This is a genomic window from Pseudomonas sp. NFACC37-1 (assembly GCF_900101575.1).
GTDB lineage: Bacteria > Pseudomonadota > Gammaproteobacteria > Pseudomonadales > Pseudomonadaceae > Aquipseudomonas > Aquipseudomonas fluorescens_AA.
This window is the reverse complement of the sequence record NZ_FMUZ01000026.1, coordinates 15,699-34,559: the sequence shown is the minus strand read 5'-3', so window position 1 is coordinate 34,559 and position 18,861 is coordinate 15,699. Positions and strand designations below refer to the sequence as shown.

The following is an 18,861-nucleotide window of genomic DNA, read 5'->3' as shown; positions in this document are numbered from 1 at the left end:
ATACTCATACCCCCTGTGGGAGCGGGCTTGCTCGCGAATGCAATTGCACATTCAACATTGATGCAAGCTGATCCACCGCTTTCGCGAGCAAGCCCGCTCCCACAGGGTTTTGTGTGGTGAAGAAGGGAGAATGGGCCAAACCCCCGCGTTTATGGCAAACTTCGCGCCTATAAATGCCGGTCCCGTGGTTTTGAGCTTCAAGGCCACGGGCGGATCCGGAATAAAGCGATGCCAGGGCTGCTTCCCCGGATGGGAAAAGTCCCTTTGTGTATTGGTACGTCGGTGCCAATACTTTCTGCCTGAACAGATCAGAGACACGACCCATGCATAACGTCGTCATCAGCGGCACCGGCCTGTACACCCCGGCCAACAGCATCTCCAACGAAGAGCTGGTGCAATCTTTCAATACCTATGTCGCGCAATTCAACGCCGACAACGCCGATGCCATCGAGCGGGGTGAAGTCGAGGCGTTGACTGAATCCAACGCCGCGTTCATCGAAAAGGCCTCGGGCATCAAGAGCCGCTTTGTCATGGACAAGGACGGCATTCTCGATCCGCAACGCATGACCCCACGCCTGCCCGAGCGCTCCAACGACGAGTGGTCGGTGCTCTGCGAAATGGCCATCGGCGCTGCGAAACAGGCCCTGGAGCGGGCCGGCCGCACGGTCGCGGACATCGACGGGGTCATCGTCGCCTGTTCCAACCTGCAGCGTGCCTACCCGGCCATCGCCATCGAAGTCCAGGAAGCCCTGGGCATCGAAGGTTTCGGTTTCGACATGAACGTGGCCTGTTCCTCGGCGACCTTCGGTATCCAGGCCGCGGCCAACAGTGTGCAACTGGGTCAGGCCCGGGCAATCCTGATGGTCAACCCGGAGGTGTGCACCGGCCACTTGAACTTCCGCGACCGCGATAGCCACTTCATCTTCGGTGACGCGGCCACTGCCGTGATCATCGAGCGGGCGGACCTGGCGACCTCGCCGTACCAGTTCGACGTGGTCAGCACCAAGCTGCTCACCAAGTTCTCCAACAACATCCGCAACAACTTCGGTTTCCTCAACCGCGCCGCGGGAGAGGGCATCGGCAGCCGCGACAAACTGTTCGTCCAGGAAGGCCGCAAGGTGTTCCGCGACGTTTGCCCGATGGTGGCCGAACTGATCGGTACCCACCTGGAAGAAAACCAACTGAACGTTGGCGACGTGAAACGCTTCTGGCTGCACCAGGCCAACTTGAGCATGAACCACCTGATCGTGCGCAAACTGCTGGGCCGCGAAGCCACCGAAGCGGAAGCCCCCGTGATTCTCGACCGCTACGCCAACACCAGTTCGGCCGGTTCGGTGATCGCGTTCCACAAATACCAGGATGACCTGCCCAGCGGCTCGGTTGCCGTCCTCAGCTCCTTCGGTGCCGGTTATTCGATTGGCAGCGTGATTTTGCGTAAGCATTGATGACTGGCAATGGGATGTATTGTGGCGAGGGGATTTATCCCCGCTGGGCTGCGTAGCAGCCCCAAAGCAGGCAATGAATACATCCTGATGTACCGCAATGGCAGATATCAGGGTCGCTTCGCAACCCAGCGGGGATAAATCCCCTCGCCACAAAAACATAGTCAGTCTTGCAAGGCAGTGGGGCATTGAATGACGGTCACCGATGACACCTTCCTGCTCCAACGCCTCCTGGCCGGTGAGCAGCAGGCCTACAGGGAACTGGTCAGCGCCTACCAGAGCCCGATGCGTGCCGTGGCCTATGCCATCGTCGGCAGTCGCCATGCCGACGAAGTGGTGCAGGACGCCTGGCTGTCCGTGGTGCGCAATCTCAGTGGTTTCCAGGGGCGTTCCAGCCTCAAGACCTGGCTGTTGACCATCACGGCCAACGCCGCCAAGGGGCGCTACAAGCAGAACCGGCGGGAAGTGCTGCTCGATGACCTCCCGGCTCCCCACGGTACCCTTGGCGATGACCGTTTCGCCGCGGACGGCCATTGGCTGCTGGCACCGTTCGCCTGGCACCAGGACACGCCCGAAGCGCTGCTCACGATGAGTGAATTGCGTGATTGCCTGGAGCACACGTTGCTCAGCCTGTCGGAGCTGCAAGGCAGCGTACTGACCCTGCGGGAACAGCAAGACCTGGAGTTGGACGAAATCTGTAATCTGTTGGGTATCTCGCTCTCCAATGTCCGTGTGCTGTTGCATCGTGCCCGACTGAAGATCTTCGCGACTGTTGAACATTTCGAGGAAACCGGCGAATGCTGACCTGCAAGGAACAAGTGGCGCGCTCCAGCGATTATCTCGATGGACAATTGAGCTTTCGTGAACGCCTGATGGTGCGTCATCACTTGATGTTCTGCCCCAATTGCCGACGCTTCATCCGTCAGATGCGCCTGATGCAGGCGACCCTCAAAAAACTGCCGCAACCCCCGATTCCCGACCTGGATCACCTCGCCGAGAAACTCGCCGCCGAGCGTCGCAAAGACATCCGTTAAACCCGTAGGGGCTGACGAGTGCAACGAGGCTGCGATCTTTCCCCTATCGATTGAATCTCAAGGGAAGAGTCAAAAGATCGCAGGCTTCGCCAGCTCCTACAGTTATTCCTATTCGAAGTAAAAAGTTCCGCTGTCATAAAATCTTTATGTGATAGCAACTCGCCTGACACAACCGGCCGCCAACATCCCCTCCCAACACCAGCGGGCCCAGTTCCGCGTGTTTTCTAACGCATAGACTACCAACAGGGGAATTCTTCGATGATCCGTAAGCACTTCGCAGGTGTTGCCGCCAGCGCACTGGCAATGGCAGTAACCGCCCAGGCTTTCGCCGGCACCGTCACTACCGATGGCGCCGATATCGTGGTCAAAACCAAGGGCGGCCTCGAGGTCGCTACCACTGACAAAGAGTTCAGCTTCAAGCTCGGCGGTCGTTTGCAGGCTGACTACAGCCAGTTCGATGGCATCTACACCGACAACGGCAAGTCGGCCGATGCCGCTTATATCCGCCGCGCGTTCCTGGAACTGTCCGGCGTGCTGTACACGGATTGGGCCTACACCATCAACTACGACATGTCCCACAACAGTGGCGACTCCGATAACGGCTACTTCGACGAAGCGTCCCTGGCCTACAACGGCTTCAAGCCGGTGTCGATCAAGGTCGGTCGTTTTGACCCCGACTTCGGCCTGGAAAAAGCCACCAGCTCCAAGTGGGTGACCGCGCCCGAGCGTAACGCTGCCTACGACCTGATCGACTGGGCCAACAGCCACCAGAACGGCCTGGGTATCCAGGCCTCCAGCACCTTCGCTGATTCGTTCTATGCTTCGGCCGGCGTGTTCAGCAAGGACACCGACGACACTGACGGCGACAGCGTCAAGCAGGTCAACGGTCGCTTCGTCTTCGCTCCGATGCACGAAGCTGGCAACGTGCTGCACTTCGGTCTGAACGTAGCCTCCCGTGACGTTTCGGACACCGCGTTCGATGCACGTTATCGCTCCCGCCTGGGCATGCGTGGCGTTGAAACCCTGGGTGGCAACGATGCCGGCCCTAACGGTAACCGTCCGGTCCTGGGCGGCGCCAACAACTCGCCGGCCGGTTCGTACGACACTGACACCGCCTTCGGCCTGGAAGCCGCTTTCGCCATGGGTCCAGCGTCGATCCAGGGTGAATACATCTCCCGCAAGACCAAGGCTGACAGCGACGCCTTCGAAGACCTCAAAGGCCACGGCTTCTACGTCCAGGGTGCCTACACCATCACCGGTGAGTCCCGTGGCTATAAGGTCGGCAAATTTGACGCGATCAAGCCTCAGAACAAATCCATCGGCGCCTGGGAAGTGTTCTACCGCTTCGACAGCATGACCGTCGAAGACGACAACATCACCACTGCCTCGGCGACCCGTGAAGTGGGCGATGCCGAAGCCAAGGTGCACAACCTGGGCGTGAACTGGTACGCCAACGAAGCGGTGAAAATCACCGGTGCCTACGTCAAGGCCAAGACCGACAAAGTCACCAACGCCAATGGCGATGACGATGGCGACGGTTTCGTCGTCCGTGCCCAGTACGTGTTCTGAATCGCGCTGACTTGATACACCGCTGCACTTTCATCCGTTAAAGCTCCTTTCGACCCCGCCCCTGGCGGGGTTTTTTTATGTGCGCTCGGTCAGGATCGGCGATACTCGTTCCATCCGTCGTCTGGCTCTCGAGGAATCGCATGCCGCTTCACGTCTTGGACAGCCTGTCCGCCATCGCGCCGCACGAGTGGGACGCGTTGGTGCCCGCCAACCAGCCTTTCCTGCGCCACGCCTTCCTTGGCACCCTGGAAGACAGCGCCAGCCTGGGGCCGCAATCCGGTTGGCAAGCCGAGCATTTGTTGCACATTGAAAACGGTCAGCTGTTGGCGGCCTTGCCCAGTTACCGCAAGTGGCATTCCTACGGTGAATACGTGTTCGACCACGGCTGGGCCGACGCTTGCGCCCGCGCCGGCATCGATTACTACCCCAAGCTGTTGACGGCGGTACCGTTCAGCCCGGTCAGTGGGCCGCGACTGTTGGCGGCGCGGGTGGAGGACGGTCTGGCGTTGCTGGGCAGCGTGCCCGGATACCTGGAAATCGAAGGGCTTTCCAGTGCCCACATCAACTTCACCGATGCCTTCACCGACGCGGCACTTGCCGGGCAAGAAGGCTGGCTGCAGCGGATCGGCTGCCAGTATCACTGGCAAAATCGCGGTTATCGCGACTTCCAGGACTTTCTCGATGCCCTCAGTTCCCGCAAGCGCAAGCAGATGCGCAAGGAACGCGAACAAGTGGCGGGACAGGGCATCGCGTTCGAATGGCTCGAAGGTCATCAGTTGGACGAGGCACAGTGGGATTTTGTCTACGCCTGTTACGCCAACACCTACGCGATACGACGGCAGGCGCCCTACTTGACCCGGACATTCTTCAGCCTGTTGGCCGAACGCATGCCCGAGGCCATCCGTGTGGTGCTGGCCAAGCAAGGTTCACGGCCGGTGGCGATGGCGTTCAGCCTGGTGGGCGGCGACAGTTTCTATGGACGGTACTGGGGCTGCCTGGCGGAGTTCGACCGGTTGCACTTCGAGACCTGTTTCTATCAAGGCATGGATTATGCGATTGCCCATGGCTTGCAGCGCTTCGATGCCGGCGCCCAGGGTGAGCACAAGTTGATTCGCGGGTTCGAGCCGGTGATTACCCGCTCGTGGCATTACTTGCGGCATCCGGGGTTGAAAGCGGCAGTGGCGGATTTTCTCGTGCGCGAGCAGGAGGGGGTGCAGGCGTACGCCGAAGAGGCCAGGACGGCACTGCCGTATCGGCAGTGCTGATATCTCCTGACTGGCACCGACCCCTGTGGCGAGGGGATTTATCCCCGCTGGGCTGCGAAGCAGCCCCAATACAGTTAACTCATTCGAGCCTGACACTACCGAGTGATCTGGTTCTAGGACTGCTTCGCAGTCCAGCGGGGATAAATCCCCTCGCCACAGTAAGGTAGCAAGTCAGGTCCTTATCCATAGGGCCTGATGACCCATCCCCTCAGTTCAGTCGATCCCTACAAACCCCCCGGTCTGATGCTGCCACAACCGCGCATACAATCCGCCATGGGCCAGCAGCTCGGCGTGGCTGCCGGTTTCGGCGATGCGACCATTTTCCAGCACCACCAATCGGTCCATCCGGGCGATGGTGGAGAGGCGGTGGGCGATGGCGATCACCGTCTTGCCTTGCATCAGGGTCTCGAGGCTTTCCTGGATCGCCGCCTCGACTTCCGAGTCCAGCGCTGACGTCGCTTCGTCCATGATCAGAATCGGCGCGTCCTTGAGCAGCACTCGTGCGATAGCGATGCGCTGGCGCTGGCCGCCGGACAGTTTCACCCCGCGCTCACCCACATGGGCATCGAAGCCGGTACGGCCTTCGGCGTCCGACAGCAATGGGATGAATTCATCGGCCCGGGCCTTGTGCACGGCTTCCCAGAGTTGCGCATCGGTGGCGTCGGGTTTGCCGTAGAGCAGGTTGTCGCGAATCGAGCGATGCAGCAGCGAGGTGTCCTGGGTGATCATGCCGATGCGCTCGCGCAGGCTTTCCTGGCCGACTTCGGCGATGTCCTGGCCGTCGATGAGGATGCGCCCGCCTTGCACGTCATAGAGGCGCAGCAGCAGGTTCACCAAGGTGGATTTGCCCGCGCCGGACGGGCCGATCAGGCCGATTTTCTCGCCAGGCTTGATGGTCAGGTTGAGGTCGCCGATGACCCCGCTTTTCTTGCCATAGTGGAAATCCACATGCTCGAAACGCACCTCGCCCCGGGCCACCGCCAGGGGCTTGGCCTGGTCGCGGTCGGTGACGCTGACCGGTTGGGCGATGGTCTGCAGGCCGTCCTGGACCATGCCGATGTTTTCGAAAATGCCGTTGACCACCCACATGATCCAGCCGGACATGTTGACGATGCGGATCACCAGCCCGGTCGCCAAGGCAATGGCGCCGACGCTGATCAGCGACTGGGTCCAGAGCCACAGGGCCAGCGCGGTGGTGCCGACGATCAGCAGTCCGTTCATGCTGGTGATGACCACGTCCATGCTGGTCACCACGCGGCCGGCCAACTGGGCTTTTTCGGTCTGCTCCTGGATGGCTTCGCGGGCGTATTGCTGTTCGAAATTGGTATGGGCGAACAGCTTCAGGGTGGTGATGTTGGTGTAGCCGTCGACGATCCGCCCCATGAGTTTGGAGCGGGCATCGGACGACACCACCGAGCGCTCCTTGACCCGTGGCACGAAATAGCAGAGTGCGCCGATGTAGGCGGCAATCCACATCAGCAGCGGGATCATCAGGCGCCAGTCGGCTTCGGCGAACAGCACCAGGGAACTGACGGCGTAGATCAGCACGTGCCACAGGGCATCCACTGCCTGGACCGCCGAGTCGCGCAGGGAGTTGCCGGTTTGCATGATGCGCTGGGCGATGCGCCCGGCGAAATCGTTCTGGAAGAAATTCAGGCTCTGCTTGAGCACGTAGCTGTGGTTCTGCCAGCGGATCAGGCTGGTCATGCCGGGGCTCAGGGTCTGGTGCACCAGCAGGTCATGCAGGGCCACGAAGATCGGCCGGAAGACCAGCGCCACCACGGCCATCCAGACCAGCTCCAGGCCATGGACCTTGAAGAAGTCCACATTGGGCGTGCCTTGGGTCAGGTCGATGATGCGGCTCAGGTAGCTGAACAGCGCCACTTCGATCAGCGCGCCGATCAGGCCAACCACCAGCAGCACGACGAAGCTGGGCCAGACCTGTTTCAGGTAATAGGTGTAGAAGGGCAGGACGCGGTTCGGCGGGGCCGAGCTCGGGGCGTCGCGGAAGATATCGATCAGTGTTTCGAAGCGGCGAAAAACCATCTGTAAATGCCCTGGCAGGGGCTCTCCTTTTTGCTAATGGGCGGTGCGGGATGACCGCGCCGCCCAGGCTTGCCGTGTGCCGCTTCAGTCGATGCGCTTGGCCGACTTGATGAGCACAGGGTCGATCGGCACGTTTTGCATGCCTTGCTTGGTGGTGGTCTGGGAGTTGACGATGATGTCCACCACGTCCATGCCCTTGACCACTTTGGCGAACACCGCGTAACCGGCGTCACGGCCCGGGTCGAGGAAGGCGTTGTCGGCTACGTTGATGAAGAACTGGCTGGTGGCCGAGTCCGGGTTGGACGTGCGCGCCATCGACAAGGTGCCGCGAACGTTGTGCAGGCCATTGCTGGCTTCGTTCTTGATCGGTGCCTTGGTGTCTTTCTGTTGCATCTGTGCGGTGAAGCCCCCGCCCTGGGCCATGAAGCCCGGGATCACACGGTGGAAAATCGTGTTGTTGTAGAAACCACTGTCCACGTACTCGAGGAAGTTCTTGGTACTGATGGGGGCCTTGACCGGGTCCAGTTCGATTTCGATCAGGCCGTTGGTGGTGTCCAGCAATACATGGGGGGCCTTGGCGGGAGTCGCAGCCATCAGGTTGGCGGCAAACAATACGGTGCCGGCGGCAAGGGCGATTTTTTTCAGCATGGGGTCAGAGATCCTGAGTGGTGGAATCGGTTGCGGTCAAAAAGTCGAGCAGGGTTTGGTTGAAGCGTTCGGGTTGATCCAGCGGGGTAGCGTGCCGTGAATCGGCGATGACCACCAGATGCGCATTGGGCAGCCGCTTTACATAGGCTTCTTTCAGCGCCACCGGGGTGTAGTCGTGGTCGGCGCAGATGACGAGGGTTGGACAGGCAACCTGTGAAAGTCGTTCCTGCACACCCCACCCCACGATTGCATCGAAGCTGGCGAGATAAGCACGTTTGTCGTTCTTTGCCCAGCGCCGGGCCATTTCCAGGCGTAACTCGGTTTGCTCGGGCTTGGGAAACAGCTTGGCGCCCAGGGCCTTGCCGATGGTTTCCAGGCTGAGCAGGCGCATCAGGCTCCAGCGCTTGAACCATTGCCAGCAATCGTCGGGCGTGCGGACCTTGACCTGCGGCGCGCTGTTGACGATGCACAGGCTCCTGATCCGTTCCGGCTCATCCACCGCCAATTGGAAACAGATCATGCCGCCCATGGACCAGCCCACCAAATGCACCGGACCCAGCTCCAGGTGATCGATCAGGGCGCTCAGGTCGGCGCTGAAACCTTTGATGCTGTAGCGTTCGCGGGGTTTGTCGGAGCGGCCGTGACCGCGCACATCCATCACGATCAGGCGGTAGCGGGCGGACAATGCCGGGATCTGCTTTTCCCAGTCGCGGGTGCTGGAGCCCAGCCCATGGACCAGCACCAAGGGCGCGCCGTGGCCGTATTCCTCGTAGTGCAGGTCGCATCCTTCGTGTGCAAAATAGGCCATCGGCAAAATCCTTGTCAGGCTTGTTCAGGAGCGGCGAACGGCGCATCCAGCGGCGCGGTGTCGAAGGTGCGCAGCAATTCGATCAGGATTTGCGTGGCCGGGCCCAGGGGTTTTTCCTTGTTTGAGAAAAGATAGAAGGTCGAGTTGCGGCTGCCTCCCTGTTCCAAGGGTAGACGCTTGAGCACGCCTTCCTTGAGTTCTCGTTCGATCATGTGCCGGGGCAGCCAGGCGAAGCCCAGGCCGCTGCCGACAAAACTCGCGGCGGTGGCCAGGCTGCCCACGGTCCAGCGCTGTTCGGCGCCGAGCCAGCCGACGTCGCGAGGCTGCTGGCGGCCGGAGTCGCGGATGACCACTTGCAACTGGCTTTCCAGGTCCTGGAAGTTCAGCTCGCGATTGAGGCGGTGCAGGGCATGCTCGGGATGGGCCACCGCGATGAACTCCACGTCGCTCAACTCCGCCCCCAGGTAACCGGGAATGCTGAAGCCGCTGATGGCCAGGTCGGCCACGCCTTCGAGCAGCACTTCTTCGACACCCGACAACACTTCTTCGCGCAGCCGCACCCGGCAGCCACGGCTTTGCGGCATGAACGCGGTCAAGGCGCGAACGAGGCGGGCGTTGGGGTAGGCCGCGTCGACCACCAGGCGCACTTCCGCTTCCCAGCCCTGCTCCATGTGGTGGGCCAGGTCTTCCAATTGGCTGGCCTGTTTCACCAGTTGCCGCGAGCGGCGCAGCAGCACCCCGCCGGCTTCGGTCAAAACGGCCTTGCGTCCATCGATGCGCAGCAACGGCACGCCGAGCTGATCCTGCATGCGGGCCACGGTGTAGCTCACGGATGACTGGGAGCGATGCAGCACGTCGGCGGCCTGGGCGAAACCGCCGTGGTCGACCACTGCCTGCAAGGTGCGCCATTGATCCAGGGTCACGCGGGGCGCTTTCATATCGGGCTCCTCTTGTCCTAAGCTGGCGGTCCCTTGGTGGAGACTGCCGAATGAAGAAAATCTGTTGTGTGGTGCTGGCCTTGCTGCCCCTGACTGCGTTTGCCTACCCGATCGATGTGGAAAAACACCTCAACGGCCTGAGCATCGACTACACCGCCTATGACACCGATGCCGACATCGGCTCTATCCAGGTCAACAACTACGGCAGCACCGACGCGGCCTGCACCGTGGTGTTCAACAACGGCCCCGAGGCGCCGCGCACCCGCAAGATCGAAGTCGCCGCCGGCAAGTTCAAGAACGCCACGGCCAAGTTCAACCGCAACATCATCAAGCTGCGCATCAAGCTGACCTGTCAGCCGAAATAGTCCGGCAGCGGGGCAGGTGTTCGTACCTGCTCCGCTTATAAACGAAAATATCGATGCATTACAGCAGTTATTTGCGCTTTTTCATCGATATGGTCACGTTTAACCTTCACTCCATCGACTGACAACATTCTCAGATGGAGCCTACAAGCCATGTCCCGCGTTCTGATCATCGAAAGCAGTGCCCGCCAGCAAGACTCGGTTTCCCGTCAACTGACCCAGACTTTCATCAGCCAGTGGAAAGCTGCGCACCCGGCCGACGAAATCAGCGTCCGCGACCTGGCCATCAACCCGGTGCCGCACCTGGATGCCAATCTGCTGGGCGGCTGGATGAAGCCTGTCGAGCAGCGCAACGACATTGAAAACGCCTCGCTGGAACGCTCGAACCAACTGACCGATGAGCTGCTGGCCGCCGACGTCCTGGTGATGGCTGCACCGATGTACAACTTCGCCATTCCCAGCACTTTGAAGGCGTGGCTCGACCATGTGCTGCGTGCCGGCGTGACGTTCAAATACACCCCTACCGGTCCCCAAGGCCTGCTGGCCGACAAGCGCGCCTTCGTGCTCACCGCCCGGGGCGGCATTCACGCCGGTGGCAGCACCGACCATCAGGAACCCTACCTGCGCCAAGTCATGGGCTTCATCGGCATCCACGATGTGACCTTCATCCATGCCGAGGGCATGAACCTGGGTGGTGAGTTCCAGGAAAAGGGTTTGAATCAGGCCAACGCCAAATTGTCCCAGGTCGCCTGATCCGTTAATCCTCGGGTAATCGCCAGGTGGTCTATTGACCTGGCGCTTCCCTTCAAACCGTTTTGCGCATCGAACCTCCCTTTGCACTTATTGCTCCTGAGTGCATCAGCCCGATTGAACGCTTTAGCGAGATCGGGCTTTTTTTTGCCTGCGATTTACTGGCCGCTGAATGATCCTGTGGGAGCGAGCTTGCTCGCGATAGCGGAGTATCAGTCAGCCGCCATGTCTCTGATGCAGCGCCATCGCGAGCAAGCTCGCTCCCACAGGGTTTGGCGGTGACCGCGAGACTGTGCTCACCACACCGCCCTGCGTGGGAGTGAGCTTGCTCGCGATGGCGGTGGGTCAGCTTGCATCGATCTATGAATGTACCGACGCCATCGCGAGCGAACTCGCCCCCAAAGCTCAAAACCGCTATCTTCGCCGCCATCCGAAACGAGGGGCGATATGGGCTATCTACTTTTTGTGACATTGATCCAGGCATTTTCCTTCAGCCTGATCGGCGAGTACCTGGCCGGACATGTGGACAGTTACTTCGCTGTACTGGTACGGGTCCTGTTGGCCGGGCTGGTGTTCATTCCGCTGACCCGCTGGCGTCAGGTCGAACCATCGTTCATGCGCGGCATGCTGTTGATCGGTGCCTTGCAGTTCGGAGTGACCTACGTCTGCCTGTACCTGAGCTTCCGCGTATTGACGGTGCCCGAGGTGTTGCTGTTCACCATCCTTACGCCTTTGCATGTGACCTTGATCGAGGATGCGCTGAACCGGCGCTTCAATCCTTGGGCGCTGATCGCGGCGCTGGTGGCCGTGGCCGGTGCGGCGGTGATTCGCTACGACCGGATCAACCCGGATTTCTTCATGGGCTTCTTGCTGCTGCAGTTGGCCAACTTCACCTACGCGGCCGGGCAGGTGCTCTACAAACACTTGGTGGCCCGTCATCCGAGCGACCTGCCGCACTACCGGCGTTTCGGCTATTTCTATCTCGGTGCGTTGATGGTGGCGTTGCCGGCATTCCTGCTGTTCGGCAAGGCCAATTTCTGGCCAGAAGCGCCGTTGCAATGGGGCGTGCTGGTGTTCCTCGGCCTGGTTTCCACTGCACTGGGGTTGTACTGGTGGAACAAAGGCGCCTGCCTGGTCAACGGCGGGACGCTGGCGGTGATGAACAACCTGCACGTGCCGGTGGGGCTGCTGATGAACCTGCTGATCTGGAACCAGCACGAGGCGTTGGGGCGGTTGCTGCTGGGTGGGGCGGTGATACTGGCGGCGGTGTGGATCAGTCGGTTGGGGGGACGCCAGCCTCAGCCTTCACACTGAACCCCCTTGTGGGAGCGGGCTTGCTCGCGAAGGCGGAGTGTCAGGCAACAAATATATCGACTGAGGCGACGCCTTCGCGAGCAAGCCCGCTCCCACATGGAGATCTTGGCTGAGGGTCAGATCACCTGCTTCTGCGGCTCCGGCAGGTGACTCGCCCCCAACACCGCCGGCAACAACCCCGAACGCAAGTCCATGCCGCTGGGCTGCTGGTACAGGTTCAATCCGAACTCCGGCATCACCGCCAGCAGGTAATCGAAAATATCCCCCTGGATGCGTTCGTAGTCCGCCCACGCCGTGGTACGGGTGAAGCAGTAGATTTCCAGCGGGATGCCCTGGGCGGTGGTCTGCATCTGCCGGACCATGCAGGTCATGTTCGGCTGGATCTCCGGGTGGCTCTTCAAATAGGCCAGGGCATAGGCGCGGAAGGTGCCCAGGTTGGTCATCCGCCGACGGTTGGCCGACATCGCCGCCACGTTGCCCTGGGCTTCGTTCCAGGCCTTGAGCTCGGCCTGCTTGCGGCCGATGTAGTCGGTCAGCAGGCGCACCTGGGTCAGGCGCTGTTCTTCCTCGTCATGCAGGAAACGCACGCCGCTGGCGTCGATGAACAGGCTGCGCTTGATCCGTCGCCCGCCGGACTGCTGCATGCCGCGCCAGTTCTTGAACGACTCGGACATCAGCCGCCAGGTCGGGATCGAGACGATGGTCTTGTCGAAGTTCTGCACCTTCACCGTGTGCAGCGTGATATCCACCACATCGCCGTCGGCACCGACCTGAGGCATCTCGATCCAGTCGCCGACCCGCAGCATGTCATTGCTGGTCAGCTGCACGCTGGCAACGAATGACAGCAGGGTGTCCTTGTAGACCAACAGGATCACCGCCGACATCGCACCCAGGCCCGACAGCAGCAACAGCGGCGAGCGGTCGATCAGCGTGGCGACGATGATGATCGCGCCAAACACATACAGCACCATTTTCGTCAGTTGCACGTAGCCCTTGATCGAGCGGGTACGCGCATGTTCGGTGCGGGCGTACACGTCCAGCAGGGCGCTGAGCAGGGCACTGAGGCTCAGCACCATGAACAGGATGGTGAACGCCAGGGCGACGTTGCCCAGGAAAATCAGGCTGGTCTTGCTCAGTTCCGGCACCAGGTGCAGGCCGAACTGGATGATCAGTGACGGCGTCATCTGCGCCAGGCGATGGAAAACCTTGTTCTGGCGCAGGTCGTTGACCCAGTGCAGGGCCGGTTGGCGTCCAAGCAGTTTAGCTGCGTGCAGGATCAGGTAGCGCGCCACCCGCCCCAGCACCAGGGCGATGACCAGCAGCAACATCAGGGCGAGGCTGGAATGCAGGAGCGGGTGCTGGTCAAGGGCACCCCAGAGGTCTTGGATGTTGACCCAGAGTTGTTTGATGTCCATGGACGAAACGGTTCTTCTATAAAGACGCGACGGGACGATTAGAGCATTTAAGCCCGGTCAAGTGACTGTTGATGACAAATCGGCTTATAAAAATGCACTGATTTACCGCCGTTTGTATAAAGAAACTCGGCCTTCGCGCTCGAAACCGTTACCCTATGCAGCTGTTTTTTTGCATTTCTTCGAGGTAGCACCCGTGTTTTCCCAATTCGCCCTGCACGAACGCCTGCTCAAAGCCGTGGCCGAGCTTAAATTTGTCGAGCCAACGCCGGTGCAGGCAGCGGCTATTCCGCTCGCGCTCCAGGGGCGTGACCTGCGGGTGACGGCGCAAACCGGCAGCGGCAAGACCGCCGCGTTCGTGCTGCCGATCCTCAACCGCCTGATCGGCCCGGCCAAGGTGCGCGTCAGCATCAAGACCCTGATCCTGCTGCCGACCCGCGAACTGGCCCAGCAGACCTTGAAGGAAGTGGAACGCTTCTCGCAATTCACCTTCATCAAGTCCGGCCTGATCACCGGCGGCGAAGACTTCAAAGTCCAGGCCGCGATGCTGCGCAAGGTGCCGGACATCCTGATCGGCACGCCGGGGCGGATGATCGAGCAGTTGAACGCCGGCAACCTCGACCTCAAGGAAGTCGAAGTGCTGGTGCTGGACGAAGCCGATCGCATGCTGGACATGGGCTTTGCCGAAGACGTGCAGCGCCTGGTGGACGAATGCGTCAATCGCCAGCAGACCATGCTGTTCTCCGCCACCACCGGCGGTTCGGGCTTGCGCGAGATGATCGCCAAGGTGCTGAACAACCCCGAGCACTTGCAGCTCAACGCGGTCAGCCAGCTGAATTCCACCACCCGCCAGCAGATCATCACCGCCGACCACAACCAGCACAAAGAACAGATCGTCAACTGGTTGCTGGCCAACGAGACCTACGAAAAAGCCATCGTGTTCACCAACACTCGGGCCATGGCCGACCGCATTTACGGTCGCCTGGTGGCTCAGGAATACAAGGCGTTCGTGCTGCACGGCGAGAAAGACCAGAAGGACCGCAAGCTGGCCATCGACCGCCTCAAGCAGGGCGGCGTGAAAATTCTCGTCGCCACCGACGTCGCCGCCCGCGGCCTGGACGTGGATGGCCTGGACATGGTCATCAACTTCGACATGCCCCGCAGCGGCGACGAATATGTGCACCGCATCGGTCGCACCGGCCGCGCCGGTAACGATGGCCTGGCGATCTCGCTGATCTGCCACGGCGACTGGAACCTGATGTCGAGCATCGAGCGCTACCTCAAGCAGAGCTTCGAGCGCCGCACCATCAAGGAAGTCAAAGGCACCTACGGCGGACCGAAAAAGGTCAAGGCCTCGGGCAAGGCCGTTGGCGTGAAGAAGAAAAAGGTCGACGCCAAGGGTGACAAGAAGAAAACCGGCGCCAAGGCCCCGACCAAGCGCAAGACCGCCAACCGCCCGAAGACCGACGCCCCGTCGCTGGTCAGCAAGGACGGCATGGCCCCGCTCAAGCGCCGCAAGCCGGAAGCGCCGGCGGCTGAGTGAAGCCGCGGTAGTGCTTCATGAAAAACCGGACCTTGGGTCCGGTTTTTTTATGGGCAACAGAATCTGATGCAACACCCGTGACTAGGGAGCATGCTCCCGCTGGGCTTTGTAGGAGCTGGCGAAGCCTGCGATCTTTTGATCTTTCGCTTGGGACTCAAGCGTCTGGGGAGAGATCGCAGCTTCGTTGCACTCGACAGCTCCTACGCAGTTCCTGCAGTTCCTTTGGCCCCCCAGCGGGAGCAAGCTCCCTCGCCACAAAAGCGGGCTGTGCTCGGCTGTGGCTAATCACCCAGCCTTCTTCTCTGCTTGCTTCAGCTCTTGCAGACGCTTATCGATCAACTGGCACTTGTCTGGCACATCCTTGCTGGCAGTCTCCAGGTCCATGGCCTGCAGTTCGTCATTGATTTCCTTGGCCTTGGCCGGGTTCTGCTCGGTGAGCTTGGTCACCTCCTGGGCCAGTTGCTCACGCTTGGCGGTCGCTTCCTCTGGCGTGCAAGTGGCCCAGGCGGGCAGGGCGCAGGTGAGGGTGGCTGCGAGGGTGAGTTTCAAGAGGGTTTTCATGGATGGGCCTCGTATTCCTTGTTGGGCAGGTAATGGGTTGAGGCCGGTATTGGCTGGAAAGTTCACCTCAAGCCGCCATCGCTTGATTCTTTTTCGGCGTTCGCCTAGCTGATGTAAAACAGTCGTCTACCATGGAAGATGCACCTATCGCACACCCGCCTGCAAAAGCCAGAGCGTGCCTGCAATCGTTGCCTTCCAACCCCATGCGTTATCCATGCACAACAATGGAGGTGAGTACAAAAAACGGCTGGGCCTGGACACATGGCTGTCAGTACAGATCACACGTTACCAATGGACTAACTACCGCAGGCAGGCGTACGGCCTGGGTAGCACTTACTCAAGGAATGAATCGATGAGCATTAAAGCAATACTCAGTCGGCTGATGTTGTGCTTGTGTGGTTTATTTACTGTCTCCTCGACCTATGCGGAAAGTGTGATTGTCGCGACACCGCAACAAGGCGTAGGGATCGAAGTGGATGTCTTTGATAATCCGGATGACTCCGGTGGCAAGCCTTCCTCAACGAGCGTGGTGCGCTACAGTTCATCGTACTTTGTCCCGGTGGTGCAGTCGTTCAAGGGCAAGGTCTATATGTTCTGGGCCAGCAACAATGATCAGAAAAATATCTATTTCTCTTCTTCCGTAGAGGGGAAAGTCTGGTCTGCGCCGAAGCCCATCCCGGTCGGTAACATCTACAGTGGAGTCTCCGCCACCGTATTCAAGCAAAAACTGGTACTGACCTTTGCCGACGCCCCGCGCCAACAGTTAAAGACCATCAGTTCCGAGGACGGCGTCAATTGGTCCCCTGTTGATTCAGTCAATACAATCCATACTGCCCTCAATAACAAAGCCGTTGTGTACAACGGCCAGTTGTTCGTCCTGTATAACGAAAACAGTGGCAAGGCTGTTTACTACGTGACCTATGACGGCCTTAAATGGAGCCCGGAAAAAACCGCATTCCAAGAAGGCCCCAACACGATTGGGAACCTGGTACCGATCGTCTATAACGGTGATTTGAGGCTCTATTACACATTTCTTAACGGCGGCCTGTTCGCGCGCACTTATGACCGGAGTGGTAGCTGGGGCGAGAAGCAGGGGCTGACAGGTATACCTGACAAGAGTCCCCTGAACAGTGCGACGATGGTTAATGAGCGCGTGTTCATCAGCAGTGGCCCCAGCACTTTTTATTCAACCGATGGGCTCAGATGGGCACCCTATTTCGCTTTTCCCGGGCGTTCTGCCTACCCTTCGGGATTGGGCGTTTCCTATGGCATTACCACGAGCGATCTAACCGTACGCAACCCGCAACTGCCGTCGGACCTGGCCACAGGCCTCAGCCATACCGACTATGCAACCTTCGCCTGGCGGAGCTTTTTCGCACTGAACAATACAGCTGCGGCACCATTGCCCGCTAACCGCGGCGTCGGCAATCCCGCCAGCAGTTTTGCTGATTCGGGCAAGGTGCCAAAGTCTCCCAGCCCCTTGTTATGGCAAACCTTCGCGCACCGTACCGAGTTGTTTCCCGCGGGACCACAAAAAAACACCGCAGGTGGTCCGACGCGCCCGTTCGGTTCTGACCCGCAATACAGCTATATCCAATTTCCCCAGGGTATTCGTTTGGCGCCTGGCGCCACCTTTAATCATTACAACAATCTGGATGAGGCGACCCAAATAGGACAAAACGCTATTTTCTTCCCGGTCAATCCGCCAAATGTGGCGAAGACAGGAGGCGATTATGCTCCTTCAAACGACAGCCAGATCCTGTTCGAGGCCAAGGCGAACCCCGTCGTCTACGAGTATGCGAAAGGCCTGAGCAAGTTCCCGGATAACATAGTGCTGCCCGACGGTGCGGTGGAGGTCAAGGCGACATGGCGCAAGCTGGCAGACATCCCGGTACAGAATCGTGGGCGCTACCACACGGCGACGGTGGTGACTTACAAGGGCCTCGACAGTGACCCGGTGGCGCAGAACGAAGACTATGCACTGGTCGCCTTGCATATCATCCATAAGACGCCCAACTACCCGACGTTCATTTTCGCCACGTTCGAACACGAAGATGCCCTGATGCTGCCCGACGGTAACTCACCGACCGGGCTCTACTACATTGCCAACTACAACAAGATTGATTACCCCGGTTTCGATATAAACAACCCCCCGACCGCCACGTTCTCTGACGGCAACAAGACCTATACGGTTTCCCTGCCAAAAGCGGGCGCAGTCGCAAACGCGAGCCTTGATCCGCCGGTCTACTCCGGCAGTAACGGGATCCCTGAAGGGCAGGCCGGCCCGATCCGGGTCGTGCAACCGCTCACCATGGATGTCGAGGTCGCGGCGGTGAACAACCAGGTCAAGCAGTTGATGGACGGCAGCGGCGAATTCAACAATTCGGTCTGGAAGCATTATCGGCTCAAAGGCGTTCAAGCCATCCCGTCGAGCACTCAAACCGATCCGGATTACTACCTGGCCAATATCATGGTCGAAAGCAGCCAGCCGGGGATTCAGCTGTTTCGTGGGAGCAACGTATTCCCCATCCCGAATAACAACACCCTGACCAATGCGCGCAACCAGCCGAACATCAAGGTACCGGATTACGACCACAGCACCCAAAGCCTGACCATGGGCGGCTGCATGGGGTGTCACGGCATCGCCCAGAGCTCGCTCAAACAAGGTTTCAGCTTCCTGTTCGATGCGATCAATCCCACGTTCAGCAAAGGTGTCACCGGCTTTGCGGGCCCAGAGACCGTAGGCTTACCTGATCCGCGCACCATGAAGGCTCGGGCCCTGAAATATTCTTTCGGTCCTCAGAACACAGCAGCCGTCGAGGAGGCAAGCAAGTAGTCGTCAAACCTCTGCCCAGCAGGGTATCCGTGCTGGGCAGAGGCGGATGCCTAGCTCTTTCATAAAGAACCGGACCTTGAGTCCGGTTTTTTTATGAAGCCCAACCTGGATTCGCCACAGCCCTCGTGATGAGGGTGCTTGCTCCCGCTGGGCTCTGTAGGAGCTGACGGAGCCTACGATCTTTTGATCTTTCGCTTGAGATTCAAGTGTATTGGGAAAGATCGCAGCCTCGTTGCACTCGACAGCTCCTACACGGCTCCTACGCACTCCAGCGTCGGCACAAAGTACCTGCGGTGAACGCTGCTTGTCCGTTTTGTAGGAGGTTTCCAGAGT

The 18,861-nt window shown here is 59.7% G+C and carries 16 protein-coding genes; 10 read left to right on the top strand and 6 right to left on the bottom strand.

The window, feature by feature from the left end; genetic code table 11:
* Positions 1 to 323: 323 nt before the first annotated feature.
* From BLP82_RS22355 to BLP82_RS22335, 5 genes are all read left to right on the top strand, one after another.
* Positions 324 to 1,445 (top strand): beta-ketoacyl-ACP synthase III, encoded by a 1,122-nt coding sequence (locus tag BLP82_RS22355; RefSeq protein ID WP_092173070.1) that lies wholly within the window; start codon positions 324 to 326, stop codon positions 1,443 to 1,445.
* 189 nt (positions 1,446 to 1,634) lie between these two features.
* Complete coding sequence (locus BLP82_RS22350; protein WP_092173067.1) at positions 1,635 to 2,246, top strand: RNA polymerase sigma factor; 612 nt, start codon at positions 1,635 to 1,637, stop codon at positions 2,244 to 2,246.
* Positions 2,240 to 2,476, top strand: coding sequence for an anti-sigma factor family protein (locus BLP82_RS22345; RefSeq protein WP_092173064.1), 237 nt, complete (start codon positions 2,240 to 2,242; stop codon positions 2,474 to 2,476). Before BLP82_RS22350 ends, BLP82_RS22345 begins: the two co-directional genes overlap by 7 nt.
* Before the next feature lie 258 nt (positions 2,477 to 2,734).
* The gene (locus BLP82_RS22340) at positions 2,735 to 4,045 is read left to right on the top strand and encodes an OprO/OprP family phosphate-selective porin (RefSeq protein ID WP_060738718.1); all 1,311 of its coding nucleotides are present in this window, start codon (positions 2,735 to 2,737) and stop codon (positions 4,043 to 4,045) included.
* Between the two features lie 140 nt (positions 4,046 to 4,185).
* The gene (locus tag BLP82_RS22335; protein WP_092173061.1) at positions 4,186 to 5,310 is read left to right on the top strand and encodes a GNAT family N-acetyltransferase; all 1,125 of its coding nucleotides are present in this window, start codon (positions 4,186 to 4,188) and stop codon (positions 5,308 to 5,310) included.
* A 213-nt stretch (positions 5,311 to 5,523) separates the two neighbouring features.
* Here BLP82_RS22335 and BLP82_RS22330 read toward each other — a convergent pair whose 3' ends face one another.
* From BLP82_RS22330 to BLP82_RS22315, 4 genes are all read right to left on the bottom strand, one after another.
* Positions 5,524 to 7,356: an ABC transporter ATP-binding protein gene (locus tag BLP82_RS22330; RefSeq protein WP_092173058.1), complete on the bottom strand. Its 1,833-nt coding sequence runs from the start codon at positions 7,354 to 7,356 to the stop codon at positions 5,524 to 5,526.
* A gap of 84 nt (positions 7,357 to 7,440) precedes the next feature.
* The gene (locus BLP82_RS22325; RefSeq protein ID WP_092173055.1) at positions 7,441 to 8,004 is read right to left on the bottom strand and encodes a peptidylprolyl isomerase; all 564 of its coding nucleotides are present in this window, start codon (positions 8,002 to 8,004) and stop codon (positions 7,441 to 7,443) included.
* Positions 8,005 to 8,008: 4 nt separating this feature from the next.
* Complete coding sequence (locus BLP82_RS22320; protein ID WP_092173052.1) at positions 8,009 to 8,812, bottom strand: alpha/beta fold hydrolase; 804 nt, start codon at positions 8,810 to 8,812, stop codon at positions 8,009 to 8,011.
* A 14-nt stretch (positions 8,813 to 8,826) separates the two neighbouring features.
* Positions 8,827 to 9,750, bottom strand: coding sequence for a PA3225 family LysR-type transcriptional regulator (locus tag BLP82_RS22315; RefSeq protein WP_053120154.1), 924 nt, complete (start codon positions 9,748 to 9,750; stop codon positions 8,827 to 8,829).
* 50 nt (positions 9,751 to 9,800) lie between these two features.
* Here BLP82_RS22315 and BLP82_RS22310 point away from each other — a divergent pair, with 50 nt between their 5' ends.
* From BLP82_RS22310 to BLP82_RS22300, 3 genes are all read left to right on the top strand, one after another.
* On the top strand, positions 9,801 to 10,115 hold the full coding sequence (locus BLP82_RS22310) for a hypothetical protein (RefSeq protein ID WP_060738712.1): 315 nt from the start codon (positions 9,801 to 9,803) through the stop codon (positions 10,113 to 10,115).
* Positions 10,116 to 10,265: 150 nt separating this feature from the next.
* On the top strand, positions 10,266 to 10,865 hold the full coding sequence (locus BLP82_RS22305) for an FMN-dependent NADH-azoreductase (RefSeq protein WP_053120158.1): 600 nt from the start codon (positions 10,266 to 10,268) through the stop codon (positions 10,863 to 10,865).
* 444 nt (positions 10,866 to 11,309) lie between these two features.
* The gene (locus BLP82_RS22300) at positions 11,310 to 12,176 is read left to right on the top strand and encodes a carboxylate/amino acid/amine transporter (RefSeq protein ID WP_092173049.1); all 867 of its coding nucleotides are present in this window, start codon (positions 11,310 to 11,312) and stop codon (positions 12,174 to 12,176) included.
* A gap of 116 nt (positions 12,177 to 12,292) precedes the next feature.
* Here BLP82_RS22300 and BLP82_RS22295 read toward each other — a convergent pair whose 3' ends face one another.
* On the bottom strand, positions 12,293 to 13,591 hold the full coding sequence (locus BLP82_RS22295; protein ID WP_092173046.1) for a mechanosensitive ion channel family protein: 1,299 nt from the start codon (positions 13,589 to 13,591) through the stop codon (positions 12,293 to 12,295).
* Positions 13,592 to 13,784: 193 nt separating this feature from the next.
* Here BLP82_RS22295 and BLP82_RS22290 point away from each other — a divergent pair, with 193 nt between their 5' ends.
* Entirely contained in the window at positions 13,785 to 15,131 is a 1,347-nt protein-coding gene (locus BLP82_RS22290) for a DEAD/DEAH box helicase (protein WP_060738709.1), read from the top strand.
* 285 nt (positions 15,132 to 15,416) lie between these two features.
* Here BLP82_RS22290 and BLP82_RS22285 read toward each other — a convergent pair whose 3' ends face one another.
* Positions 15,417 to 15,692, bottom strand: a complete 276-nt coding sequence (locus BLP82_RS22285) for a hypothetical protein (protein WP_092173043.1) — start codon at positions 15,690 to 15,692, stop codon at positions 15,417 to 15,419.
* A gap of 352 nt (positions 15,693 to 16,044) precedes the next feature.
* Between BLP82_RS22285 and BLP82_RS22280 the strand changes: the two genes are divergently transcribed.
* Positions 16,045 to 18,528: a sialidase family protein gene (locus BLP82_RS22280; protein WP_092173040.1), complete on the top strand. Its 2,484-nt coding sequence runs from the start codon at positions 16,045 to 16,047 to the stop codon at positions 18,526 to 18,528.
* Positions 18,529 to 18,861 lie beyond the last annotated feature (333 nt).

Coding starts and splice junctions, on each gene's coding strand:
- BLP82_RS22355 (WP_092173070.1), top strand. CDS start 324: ATGCATAACGTCGTCATCAGCGGCACCGGCCTGTACACCCCGGCCAAC.
- BLP82_RS22350 (WP_092173067.1), top strand. CDS start 1,635: ATGACGGTCACCGATGACACCTTCCTGCTCCAACGCCTCCTGGCCGGT.
- BLP82_RS22345 (WP_092173064.1), top strand. CDS start 2,240: ATGCTGACCTGCAAGGAACAAGTGGCGCGCTCCAGCGATTATCTCGAT.
- BLP82_RS22340 (WP_060738718.1), top strand. CDS start 2,735: ATGATCCGTAAGCACTTCGCAGGTGTTGCCGCCAGCGCACTGGCAATG.
- BLP82_RS22335 (WP_092173061.1), top strand. CDS start 4,186: ATGCCGCTTCACGTCTTGGACAGCCTGTCCGCCATCGCGCCGCACGAG.
- BLP82_RS22330 (WP_092173058.1), bottom strand. CDS start 7,356: ATGGTTTTTCGCCGCTTCGAAACACTGATCGATATCTTCCGCGACGCC.
- BLP82_RS22325 (WP_092173055.1), bottom strand. CDS start 8,004: ATGCTGAAAAAAATCGCCCTTGCCGCCGGCACCGTATTGTTTGCCGCC.
- BLP82_RS22320 (WP_092173052.1), bottom strand. CDS start 8,812: ATGGCCTATTTTGCACACGAAGGATGCGACCTGCACTACGAGGAATAC.
- BLP82_RS22315 (WP_053120154.1), bottom strand. CDS start 9,750: ATGAAAGCGCCCCGCGTGACCCTGGATCAATGGCGCACCTTGCAGGCA.
- BLP82_RS22310 (WP_060738712.1), top strand. CDS start 9,801: ATGAAGAAAATCTGTTGTGTGGTGCTGGCCTTGCTGCCCCTGACTGCG.
- BLP82_RS22305 (WP_053120158.1), top strand. CDS start 10,266: ATGTCCCGCGTTCTGATCATCGAAAGCAGTGCCCGCCAGCAAGACTCG.
- BLP82_RS22300 (WP_092173049.1), top strand. CDS start 11,310: ATGGGCTATCTACTTTTTGTGACATTGATCCAGGCATTTTCCTTCAGC.
- BLP82_RS22295 (WP_092173046.1), bottom strand. CDS start 13,591: ATGGACATCAAACAACTCTGGGTCAACATCCAAGACCTCTGGGGTGCC.
- BLP82_RS22285 (WP_092173043.1), bottom strand. CDS start 15,692: ATGAAAACCCTCTTGAAACTCACCCTCGCAGCCACCCTCACCTGCGCC.
- BLP82_RS22280 (WP_092173040.1), top strand. CDS start 16,045: ATGAGCATTAAAGCAATACTCAGTCGGCTGATGTTGTGCTTGTGTGGT.